A 13,144-nucleotide genomic window follows, 5' to 3' on the forward strand; every position below is an offset into this window, starting at 1 on the left:
CGGTGTTGACCCCACTTAACTTTGGAAAAACCCCGGTTAACTTTGGTTACCCATTTGAACCAATCATCCTTAAACTCATTATAGTGATTAATAAGCTCTAAAAGTAATCACAACTTTATTAGAACCAGTGAATGCTGAATTTGAAATATAGTTAATGTATTTAGGAACACTTACTGATTTCAAATTTTCACATTTAGCAAATGCATTACCATGAATTGTCTTAACAAAATTAGGCAATGTTACAGAAGTTAAACTACTACATCTGTAGAATGAAGAACCTCCAATTGTGTTAAGAACACTTTGTGTTGCGAAATTAACTTCTTCAAGATTTGAACATCTATAGAATGCATAATCTGAAATAGTAGTAACACCTGCTCCGATGTTAACAACCTTGATCACATTTCGATATGAATTCCATGGTAAGCTTTCAGCTGTTTTGTAAGAAGCCATTGCACCATTACCAGTAATATTCAAAATTCCATCACTTGTTAATTTCCAAGAAACTGATGTTCCACATTTACCAGAACCCAATTCAACAACTTTTCTTTCTGTGTATTTAATATTGTTCTTTTCTGCATATGATTTAGCGTAACTATCATAACCAACACTTAATACTACTTTATAAGATTTATTATAAACACTACTACTCATGTAAGAAATACTTTCTGGTAAATATACAGAACTTAATTTGCTACAATGAGCGAATGTATTTCCATAAATTGTGCTTACTTTTTCTGGTAATTCAATTTCAGGTAAAGTTTTACATCCATAGAATACAGAACCACCAATGACTTGTAATTGACTATCTTTACCAAATTCTACTACAGTAAGTCTTTCACATCCGTAGAATGCATAATCAGATAAACTAGTTACACCTGATCCAATATGAACTTCTTTAATCATTGTACGATATGAAGCCCAAGGAACACTTTCTGCTGATTTGAATGTAGTCATTGCACCATTTCCGGTAATTGTTAAAACGCCATCACTCATTAATTTCCATGAAAGATTATTACCGCATTTACCAGATTCAACTTCAACAATCTTACGTTCTTCGTATTTAATATTATGTTTTTCAGCGTAATCTTTAGCATAGCTATCAGAAGCAACACTCAATACAACATTTGAAGAATGATTGTAAACGCTACTACTCATGTAAGAAATAGTATCTGGTAAGTAAACAGATTCTAATTTAGTACAATGCGCAAATGTATTTCCATAAATTACTGATAAACCTTGTGGTAAATCAATTTCTGTCAATTTCTTACATCCATAGAATACCGATCCACCAATTGTTTGTAATTTGCTTCCACGTTTAAATGTAACAGAAGATAAGTTTTCACAACCAAAGAATGCATAGTCAGATAAGTTTGTAACACCTGCTGAAATTTGTACGCTTCGAATTGATTTACTATAACTATTCCATGGAACATCTTTAGCAGCTCCGTAATTTGTCATAGCACCATCACCCAAGATAACTAATAATCCATCACTTGATAGTGTCCAAGTTAAGTTATCACCGCATTTACCACTTGCGATATCAACTGGAACTCTTTCTTCATATGCAACATTGTATTTAATTGCACATTCTTTAGCATAACTATCTGGTGCTACACTTAATACTAATTTAGGTGAATTCTTAAAGGCAACGGAACTAATATATGAAACACTATCTGGAATGTAAACTGATTCTAGGTTTGGACAGCTTGCGAATGCATTACCATAAATTGTTTCAACACCTTCAGGTAAAACAACATTTTTCAATGGACCACAGCTAAAGAAAGCAGCTCCACCGATTGTTTTCATCTTACTTCCTTCTTCGAATTCAACTGTTGTTAAGGCATCACAATCATAGAAAGCATAGTCGGAAATGTAATCAATTCCAGATTCAAATACTACTTTTTTGATGAATCCACGATAATTTTGCCAAGGTACATTTTCTCGTGAACTTGTATTCAATCCACCTGAACCACCAATTACGATTGTACCATCTGAATAGATTGCATAATCAGCATTATCTCCACACCATCCAGCAGCAATAACATTTGCATTATCACTTCTTACGAATGTACCACCTTCGTAGTAGCATGTCTCTCCACCTAAGTTGAATGATCCTTCATATCCTAGACCATTGTTGTCGAAGAAATAAGCTGTTCTTTCTAGTTGGACGTATCCTGTAACATATTTACCTGCGATAAAGTACATTTTCTTACCTGTTTCTTTGTCTGTGGCAAATCCACTATACATATCTTTAGCAGCTGTTGTAACAGTTGGACAATCTAAACAAGTTAAATTATCCGTGTTTTTATCATAAACATAATTATGTTCATCGTTTTCACAATAAGGTATTTCTTTTGAATATGAATCTAATACCGTTCTATTTCCATTGGCATCAATGTTATATGCTGTTACTTCAATAGAATCAAAATCCGCTTTTACATCAACATATACGCTTTCAAAGTCGATTGTTGCCACTTGGAAATTATATTCTGGTACATCTACTGCTGCATAAGATTTACCACCTGTAGAACCACAAATATAATATACAACACCATTGTCTTCATCAACTTGCATATCAGTTAATGGAGCTGTACGTGCATAACTATGGGCATCTCCTGCAAAGTAGAAATCAATATTAGCTGCTTCCATAGCATCTGATACAATGTCCATATAAGCTTGATTAGCTGCTGCTGGGTTTGTTGTATATACTGGTACGTGAGATGTTACAACTTTCCAAGTACAAGTTGATTTAGCTGCATCTTCTTGTAACCAGTTACTAAATGCTTGTAAGCTTTCTGAACTAGTAACGTGATTTAATACCGCAACATATACATCACCATATTCAATGGAATACCAATCACCTTCAAGGTTAAATGTTTGTTTTGCAGCATATCCACCATTATTGTCATCATCATCTTCATGATTTCCAATAACGTGGATCATATCATAATCAGGGACCAATTCAAACAAGTTAATCGCATCTTCCCATTGATTGTAGAAGCGAACATTATCTACAGCATCTCCAGTTTGAATACCGAAATCATAATTACCTTCATCTAAGTAATTTGCGATTCGCCCAAATCCAGTTAATGCATCTTCTTCTTGAATATCAGCAATCACAAAGAATTCTGCTGATTCATCTTTTGCTGGTTTTGTAGTAAATGATTTAACATCAGACCAAACTTTACCATCACCAATTTGATAATAATATTTTGTTCCAGGTGTCAGATTTGTTAAGTAAACAGAATTTACTCTATTAACTAAACCACTTCCACTATAAGTAACCAATGAAGTTTCACCATCAATTGTTGTAGCTCCATTCATATCTTCGGAACTAGAAAGCTTGATTTTAGCTACTTCTTCTGTAGCAACCGGATTACTCATCCAAGAGATATTCTTTTCTGTACTTAAGTCTTTGGCAATATTAATAGATACATTGAATGGTTTTCCTTCTTCATCTCCATTGGCATTGAAGCATGTAACAGGTACTAAATATGAATAATTACCATCTGCATCTAATGCATATAATGTATATGATCCAGCCGCAACAGTAAGAGCATTAGAAATTAATTTACCATTTTCATCTGTTTTGCCTAAACTGATATCTCCTGTCATAAAGATTTCAACATCTGCTTTTGGTTTACCATTTTCAGTAACAGTAATCGTAGCCGGTTGTCCTACAATTAATGTTTCTGTTTCAAGTAAATACGTAGCTTGTATAGGAATCGATTTTTTATTTGTACTAAATCCTCTAGCCCATAAATCAACATTTGTAGCACATGAACTATCAACTACTTCATAACTTCCTTGATTTACTTGTAGATTGATAGAAGCTCCTTTTGTTGTTGATTTTGGAATTTCTAATACGATCTTGGCAATTTCTGAACCAGTTTGAGTTCCATCACCTTGAGCACTAATCTTTAATTCCGATTTGGCTTGATTATAAGAATAAGTTCCTGTAAATCCTGATGCAAATTCAACATTTTTAATTGGATAGTCACTAGGAATTACAATTGTTGTTTCGACTGATGAAACATTAGAAACTTTATTACTTTCTAGTGTAAGAACATAGTCTTTTCCAACAAGTGGATTTTTACTTGTATCCAAAGAAACTTTTGTATATTCTTCATTTCCATTGACTGTGAAATAACGAGTTTCTCTTGTTACGTTTCCATATCCATCCTTCAAATAGAACGTTAATGAGTGTTCACCATTTGATAGTTCAAGTCCTGTTAAGGTACTTCCTAAATTATCGATTGAACCTTCTCCATAATAATTTCCATCAAAATAGAAGTAAGCCGATTCAATACCTGTTGCATTTTCATCCGTTGCTTGATTATCATCATACGAAACAAAGAAATTTAATGTATTAGAAGCTAATTCCATACCATTTTCTAATTCTGATTTTGTTCCATCTGGATTAATTAATTGAATATTGTTAATATTAGGATTTGTTACGTCCTGGTTATTAGCACCATATACGATTTGGATATTATCAAGTAAAATATATCCTTTTAATGCTGATTTATCTAATTTAACACCATCTGTTGTAGTCCATCCAATACCAGAAGTTGTAACCATGGCACGTAATAACATACCGCTATTAACACGAATCAACGATCCGGCATATTGAGTTAAATCTGCTTCAATATATTGCCAACCTGTAACTGTACCTTCTCCATGTTCTGAAGTAAAGTTTACATATGCATCTATCCACTTTTCACCATTATTTGTACTTGTTTGAATTTGGGCACGAATCCATGGAACAGGTACATTTTCAGGAATATAAACCCAAGCTCCAATAGCTGTTGGCGTTCCAGGAACATCAAGCGGACTTCCTAATCCTAAACAAGCTCCATCTGTTCCAGTAATACCTGTCCAATCGAAATCTAATTTAATAGCTTTACTGCCAAATCGAACGATATCAGCGTATTCTGGATCTGAATCGCTAACAACTGAACCTTTAACGACTCCACCTCTTCCAGCATAAGAATAAGTTGCAACATCTTGTGCTCCTAAACCATCAAAAGAATTTACTGTTGTTCCAATATTACTATAGTTCCATTGATCTGTATCTCCACCATCTAAGATGACAGTTGGTTGTTTACCGATATTAAGAATTGTAGTAGCACTTAATTCACCATAAGTAGCTGTTACTTGCGCAGAGACAGATACTTTTTTATCACTTGTAGTTATAAATTTGATTCCATCAAATGTTCCAGCACTTTCTTCTGAAAGAGTCCATTCAATGTCTCCACCTTTTAAATTAACCATTGCTCCTTGGTATTTAGCTTTTAATCCTAAATCACTTTCTTCGCCATATTTCAAGTTTACTTCTTTACTTGCGAATGAAAGAGAATCAGGTTCTTGGATATGAATAGTTGTTGTTCCTACAACCGATGTACCATTCAACATTTGAATTTCAACATCACCTAATGTTCCATTTGAAATAAAATCAACAGTAGCATTATTACCATTAACAGAAGAATTTTCCAATGTTCCCATTTGTTCATAGCCAGGTGCTAATGCCCATGTAACAGTTTCTGGAACACCTCCAGCTAATGCACCTGAACCATCAATTCCAGTTGCAGTCAATGTTACAGATGTATTTGGTGTATAATATTCTGCATTTGGTGTAATAGATGCATGATCAAATGATCCGTCAGCTGTAGCATTTGAAACAACTAAAATTGTTGAAGCTACACCACGTTCAGATCCACCAGCAGGTGTATTTCTTAAAGATAAGTCACTTTCTCCTTCTCTTTGAGAAATAAATGTAGAAGAACCACCTTCATCTAATTCAAGAGCAATAACACAGCCAAGAGATTTCATCATGTAACCCATTTCTTCAAGTGTATAACCTGTTGAACGAGGTGCTTGTGTTCCATCGGATTGCATCATAACAACTGTTCCATCTTCTTTTAGTCCTACAGCAGTTCTTGGATAATAACCACCGTTTGAACCATTACTAGCAACTTGATCTCCATCAACTAAAACTACCCATCCAGAAATCGCATCAACTAAATTTACTTGATGTCCTTGTTTCTGAGTTTGTTGACTTGTTGCACTAGCAAGTGTAGTTCCTCCATAGAAAATACCAACAGAACCATCATCAAAAGCAGCTAAATACGGCAAACCCATGTCTTCTTTATAAGTTGTTCCTTCCATTACAAGAACACCCATTGGCTCACCAGTTGTAATGTTAAACAAAGAAGCATTGACACCACCAACTACATTGGCATTGTGAGTTTGTTCATATAAATGTGATTGTGCAGTCGTTGTTGAGAAAGTCCATCCTTCTGTGGCAGGATTACGTTTTCCATAACCACCTACAACTTTAGCTTTTCCTCCGCTTGTATTAATTTCCATAACGTTAGCTACTGTTTGTAAATTACCTTCTTCATTGTTTGTAACAATAACTTTTTCACTAACATCTGGTGCAACAGAATACTTTTTAAGTGATGTAACGTGATAATCTGTACCTTCAATCGTATCGTTTTTACTGATTGATTTATTAACTGTATCATCAGAAAGTAAATCAGCTTCATTTTCTTCTGAATCCGATTCTTCCTCAATTTCATCACTTTCTTGTGTTGTATCTTCTTGATCAGTAATTGGATCATCTGTTTCTACAACTTCTTGTTCCTGTTCCACCTCCTTAACTTCTTCGTTTTCAGTTGTTTCTGTTGTTACAGGTTCACTTTCTTCAGCAAAAACCGGAGATGGAAAAACACTCATACTTAATGCTGTAACTAACAAAAACGCAACGATTCTCATTTTCGTTATCTTCATAACTTCTCCTTTCTTTTTATTTTAGGAAATAATTTACTATTTCCTTTTTAACAGTTTGTTAGATAATAACGTTTTTCTATACCATAGAATGGTTATGACAAAATATACAAGAAAATAGACAACTGCTTGTAAAAGCCATGGTCCATTGAAATAACTAATACCATAGAAACAAATCATAATCACACATGCATATATTAAATTTTGTTTCCACTTCACATGGTAATTCTTTATAAAATATGATTCAGCCAAAATAAACCAAATTAACATTGTAATTGTAGAAGCCCATGAAATTGCTTGAGCAGAACCGAATAAAATGTGAGCTATAAAATTGTTAATAATACTAATCACAAATACAATGCAGCTTATTTTGAAATAAATCATATTTTTATTAATCACTTTATAAAAAGTAAACATTAATACCGAAATACAACAGCTCAATAATAACGCCGGTAAAATTACTCTTAAATATATAAGTGAATCAACATAGGCTGGTAGAAAAAACTTGATAAACCAAGTGAGAGGATAATATCCTGTTAATACCAAGCCTGATAAAATCAACATCATTGAAATCGAATCTGAAAAATATTTTAAAGCACTTTCTTCACTCATCTGTTTCAACATCGGAAATAAAACCGTTGATAGTGTTGAAATGATTTTGGTACATACTGACACTAAACTATATGCGAATGAATAAATTGCAAATGTTTCAGCTGTGTATAAAATTGAGACAAATTGTCGATCTAGCATAAAAACTAAATGAGATACTTGATAAGCAATTGTTAACGCAAAACCGTTTCTAAAACATCCAGCAATTAAATTTTTACAGTCTACTAACTTTTCTTTTCTTCCAAAAGTAATATCTCGATATGTTATTACATACCAAAGCATTAAGCTGAATTCAATTATATTAATGAATACAATATATAATTTATAAGAAACATAATTTCCGGTATTTTTATAAACAAGAACTAGGCAACATACCAGCAAAATTTTACAGATTGCAATTAATATATTTCTTGTTGATAATTCTTTAAATCTTTGTGTAGCTTGTGAAATATATTGGTAATATGAAGTCAAATTAATAACAAATGTATTTATAGAAAGCATATAACCAATAAATTTTAATTCACTAGGCACAAAAAATTTACAAATAAGCAACAATAGAATTCCAATTACAATTTGCATTTCAATGAAAAACATCGATAACGTGCGAATTTTCTTTTTATCTAAGTCTTCATAATTTTGTCCTGCAAACTTTAATAAAATCCCATCTACGAATCCAAAATGAAGCAAGGCCGTATAGGCTGTGTACAAGGAATATGTTTTCAAATACCCATATCCGGTTACTCCTAATATTTTAGGAACGACAAAGCCTAATAAAATTTCTGATACGAGCATAATTCCACGACTTGTCATTACTTGCAGAACGTTTTGTTTAAATTTATTCTTATTTATACTCATCTTTCCACCATGCCATTACGTTGTGATGTGACTTCTGTTTTTCTTTTGGAGGATCTTGATGATAATCTCCATATAAATTTTTCAAATAAATATCATATCCAGCAGGGGCCGGAAACAATTCATCACAGAATAAAACATTTATTTTTTCATTAAATACTGAAGATGGAATGACTTCTTTTTTTCCATATAAAGCCCAAGCCACACTTCCTGAATAACTAACTGCTTTATTCTCTAACCCTTTGTTCACTTCTTTTTGTATCAATTTATAAAAATAATCCGAACCACAACACTTACTGAATTTCCATATAATATACAAAATCAGTCTTTTTATTCCTTTTCTTGGTGATTGGAATTCTTCTTCAATTGAAGCTGACAAACATCTTCTTAAAAGACTACAATACTTTGCTTGTCGCATTGCTCTTGCTTCGTTTCCATTCCAATTATCTAATGGAAATATATCAACTGCTATTCCAAGTTCCATTCCAAAATCAGCGGTATTCTCTTTTAAATACGTTCTTTTGTCTTTTAATTTTGCATAAGGCATATTCCAAGATGGATTCTTTTCTTTCGATAATAACTCATAGACATCAGTGTTTATATCTAATTTCATGAATTGATCGTAATCCTCTCGTGGCATAAATATATCAACATCATCATCCCAAGGAACGAATCCGTTATATTTTATAGCTCCCAACAATGTTCCATTTGATAGATAAAATTCAAGATTATGCTTTTCACATATTTCTTTAATATATTTCAAAATATTTAATAACACATCTTGTATTTCTGAAACACTTTCTAATTTTTCCATCTGCGCGTAAATCCCCTCCTTTACATTCATATCCAATATCTAAAAAACTTATATGTGTAAACAAGATTCTTGTTACAACAATTTTATCTAGAAGATATTAATCGCATTCCGAACTTTAAAATTCTTTGTTTCATTCTTAGTTTTCGATTCTCTTTTGAAAAATAAGCACAATTAATTGCTTCTTTACAAAGAGAATCTGATACTAATTCTTTATATTCTTCTATAAATCGTTTATTAAAACCAATCGCATTATGCATGCGAACTGCTGCACTATACATTTGTTGAACTAATAATCGATTGTATTGTTCCTTTAATGTTTCATTCTCTATAATGGTTTCATTTAAGAAATTAGCCATTACTTTACATCGTTTAAAAGCAAATTCATCTCCACTTTTAGACAAGGATTCGTTTTCAATTCGATACATATACATTTGATTTTTGCATATATACAGTGAATCAGCGTGTAGTATTGTATTCACAACGCAACACATATCCTCCCCATTTCGAATAATTTCAGGAACTTTATTTAAATTTTCAATAATTAATTCTCTTTTATATACTTTTGCCCATAAGGCTCTGGGAAAAAACAATCCATTTTCATTCATCAATAAGCTCGCCAAGATTTTCTCCTCGATGTCTTGTCTACGATAAAAACCTTCTTTGAGACAAGAATCAATTTCAATATAGTTTCCATTTCTATATTCATTCCAGCCAAATACCAAAACATCTGGAGTATATTTTTCAATGATAGATGAGCTCATTTTTAATGTATCTTGATCTATCCAATCATCGCTATCTAGAAATAAAATATATTTTCCTATACTTTCTTCTAATCCTTTTTTTCTAGCACTTGTTTGCCCTTTATTCTCTTGATGAATTGTTTTAATTCTTTTATCTTGATTTGAGTATGCATCACAAATAGAAGGTGATGAATCAATTGAACCATCATCGACCAAAATCAATTCAAAATTAAAATAAGTTTGATTAAGTACGCTATCAACGCATTGCTCAAGATGCTTTTGTGCATTATAAACAGGAACAATAATAGAAAACATTACATTATCCATTTACTATCCTCCTATAAATGCATATGGAACGATTCCTCCATAAGTCATGAAAGAATAGAATCCTAACAATAAAAGCATTCCGTAAATACTTGCTTTAACGACATTGGAATAGAAACTTTTTTTCATCAACATGCCATAATAAACAATTTCAAATAATTTAAATGTATATCCTAATCGTCCTAAGGCAGGAACCATATATCCAAGAAAAGCAATGACATGTCCAAGTAGTGCTACATAATATACAGTACGAAGATTTTCAAAATCATTTTCCAACGACTTTGATTTCATTATTTTTTCTTTGTTCATGTAGATTAAGAAATATGATCCTAACAACAACAATAAACACACTGTCTGCATTAGTCCGATATTCAAGCTAAATTCTGAAAAATAACCTGCATATTTATAAATTAAAAATGAGCCTAATACAATACAGATGGTTACCACTATAAATATATATTTTTTATTTATTTGTTTTATCGCTGATAACTTACCTTCAAAAAACAAATAAATAACAGGTATCACTATAGCTACACATGAACTTATATGTACTAAAAAGGCGATGAATACTCCCAAAAAGTAGAATTTATAATTTTTCTTTTCGATAAATCTCGTTGCATAAAAAACAATCGCAATGGCCATACATTGTCTGACAATATTCATGCTTAATCCAAAATAAAATAAAAAATAAATTGAAGTTGCAACAACAATATTGATGTTGTCTTTAAAATCCCATAATCGAATGAAAACCAAAGCATTTGTGATGAGAGCAAAAACAGTTAAAACAAAAGAAGGATTCTTCCATATAATCATCAAAAATTTACATAAGAAGTAGTAAATATATTCCTTAGAATGAGAAAAAATTCCTTTTTCATATGTATATTCAATGGATTGAACAACTCTATGGGTATCTGTCCCTACATCAAATGAACGTAGCCCAGCAACGAGTGACAACAATATAACAGGAATCAATAACCATCGAATATCATTTTTGTCTACTGCTTTTTTTGTAAAAAAACAAGTTAAGACCATTGTAATTAAGTAAAAACAAACTGTAAAAAATATATCCATGATGATCACCCTTCTAAGCTTTCATAAAATCGTTCAAGTTTATTTACTTCTTGAATTAAATTAAAATGAGAATTTTTTAATATATAATATGAAATTCTTCTATCTGCATTTAAAGGCTGTTCATATACAATTTTTGCCAATTTATCAGGTTTAGTATCTAATGAAAAACTATAATATTGATTTATTTGTTTTGATTGAATATCGACTCGATCCGATACAAAACAAACTAGTCCATTACATTGGGCTTCCAACAGTGCCAAACTAATTCCTTCATAAAAGGATGGAAAGATAAAAAAATCCATGGCACATAAATAATTTTCTGGACATTTTTGATTGCCTACCATTAACACATCTTCAGATAGAGCATTTTCAGAAATAATCTTTTGTATGTTTTCTTTTTCTTGACCGTCTCCTAATAAAATCAATTTACTATTAGAATTTAATTTATGATATTCATAAAAAAATGCTAATAAATATTCATGATTTTTTTCAACACTGAACCGTCCTGTATGTCCAATGACAACTGTATTTTCTTGAATTCCGTATTGAGAGCGTATTTGATTTCTTTTATTGTCATCGTATTTAAATCGCTCGCATAATATGGCGTTATGAAGAATATGTACTTTGTCTTTCCATATAAACTTCCATCCTAATAACCTTGCCGCTTCTTGTGAACACGCAAAATAATCTGTGACAATAAAAGGATTCATTTTACTAATTAAATAATTTCGCATGCTCGATTTTTTAGTATTTCCAAATTGAGTAGAATGACTATGTTGAATAATATTTTTTATTCCATATTTGCGAGCAAAACGTCCAACTACAACAGCTCCATATACAGGATGACAATGAAGTGCTGTCCATGTATTTTGATGTTCTTTAAAAAAGTTATTCAATTCTTTAATTGATTCTTTAGAAAAATTAGGTTTTTGAATTCTATATACATTGCCACCTAATGTTTCAATTTCATCTATACAATTTGTTGAAGTGTCTTCAAAATACAAAAAATCAAATTGTACATGTTCCTTGTTTATATTTCGATAATAATTCATCGCAACAACGGATGCGCCTGATGAGATATCTAGATCGGATAAAAAATGTAATATTCTTATCATTTTAAACCTCCGTTTTTCTCATCATTTTGTTGTATAAATGTGATCGAATACGATTAGGAATTAAAACTGTGCCAAATAGCCTGATGCATATATTTCTATAATATTGATATTTGTTAGCTAAACCGCTATTCAATAAGTACTTTTCTAATTTCAATGTCTGCTTAAAGTACTCTACTCCAGCCCGTCGTTTATACATTGCATCGTTTACTCGAGCATAGACACAAACGCTATCTATATTTGCTAATTTATATCCATTTTCAAGAAGACGTGCCCATAAATAATAATCCTCAAATTTATCAAAATGCTGATAATTTCCTACATCTAAAATGCTTTGTTTTCGAAAAGTAACGGTCATGTGATTCATTGGATTTCGATAAGAAACCGTTTTCCTAACATCTTCAGGCGTTAGTGGAACACAACGATAACCTACTTTATTTTCAAGTTTGGTATTGAATTCTTGTATTTGACCACCCACTGCACAAATGTCTGGATTTTGTTCTAAGAAAGCCAATTGTTTTTCCATTCTATTTTCAAGTGCAATGTCATCGGTATCCATGCGAGCAACAATTTCGTTACTACAAGATTGCACTCCAATCTGTAAAGCTTTTCCTAGTCCGCCATTTTTTTCTAATCGAATAATTTTAAATAAATTTTTATTTTCTTCTTGTAATGATCCAATCACTGAATCTAATTCTTCTGTTAAAGCACCGTCACAAACTAGAACAATTTCATCGGGTTTAACAGTTTGATTTAACATACTTTGCACAGATTCAAGAAAATACTGTGCATTTTCTTTAAAATATACTGACATTAACACTGAATAATTCATG

Annotated in this window: 7 protein-coding genes; all 7 read right to left on the reverse strand. The window is 31.7% G+C overall.

Going from position 1 to position 13,144, the window contains the following annotated elements; genetic code table 11:
* Window positions 1-87 precede the first annotated feature (87 nt).
* Window positions 88-6,792, reverse strand: coding sequence for a leucine-rich repeat protein (locus ACI313_RS05385; protein WP_439755483.1), 6,705 nt, complete (start codon window positions 6,790-6,792; stop codon window positions 88-90).
* Between the two features lie 36 nt (window positions 6,793-6,828).
* Window positions 6,829-8,253: an oligosaccharide flippase family protein gene (locus ACI313_RS05390; RefSeq protein WP_320607497.1), complete on the reverse strand. Its 1,425-nt coding sequence runs from the start codon at window positions 8,251-8,253 to the stop codon at window positions 6,829-6,831.
* The gene (locus ACI313_RS05395) at window positions 8,240-9,064 is read right to left on the reverse strand and encodes a LicD family protein (protein ID WP_320607496.1); all 825 of its coding nucleotides are present in this window, start codon (window positions 9,062-9,064) and stop codon (window positions 8,240-8,242) included. The genes ACI313_RS05390 and ACI313_RS05395 overlap by 14 nt, the downstream gene beginning before the upstream one ends.
* Window positions 9,065-9,147: 83 nt before the next feature.
* Complete coding sequence (locus tag ACI313_RS05400; RefSeq protein ID WP_439755484.1) at window positions 9,148-10,131, reverse strand: glycosyltransferase family 2 protein; 984 nt, start codon at window positions 10,129-10,131, stop codon at window positions 9,148-9,150.
* Between the two features lie 3 nt (window positions 10,132-10,134).
* Entirely contained in the window at window positions 10,135-11,199 is a 1,065-nt protein-coding gene (locus ACI313_RS05405; RefSeq protein ID WP_320607494.1) for an EpsG family protein, read from the reverse strand.
* A gap of 5 nt (window positions 11,200-11,204) precedes the next feature.
* Window positions 11,205-12,314 carry a glycosyltransferase gene (locus ACI313_RS05410; protein ID WP_320607493.1) on the reverse strand — a complete coding sequence of 370 codons (1,110 nt, stop codon included), beginning with the start codon at window positions 12,312-12,314 and terminating at the stop codon, window positions 11,205-11,207.
* A 1-nt stretch (window position 12,315) separates the two neighbouring features.
* On the reverse strand, window positions 12,316-13,143 hold the full coding sequence (locus tag ACI313_RS05415; protein ID WP_320607492.1) for a glycosyltransferase: 828 nt from the start codon (window positions 13,141-13,143) through the stop codon (window positions 12,316-12,318).
* Between the last annotated feature and the right edge of the window lies 1 nt (window position 13,144).

The sequence above is a fragment of the Floccifex sp. genome (assembly GCF_051873495.1).
Taxonomy (GTDB): domain Bacteria; phylum Bacillota_I; class Bacilli_A; order Erysipelotrichales; family Erysipelotrichaceae; genus Floccifex.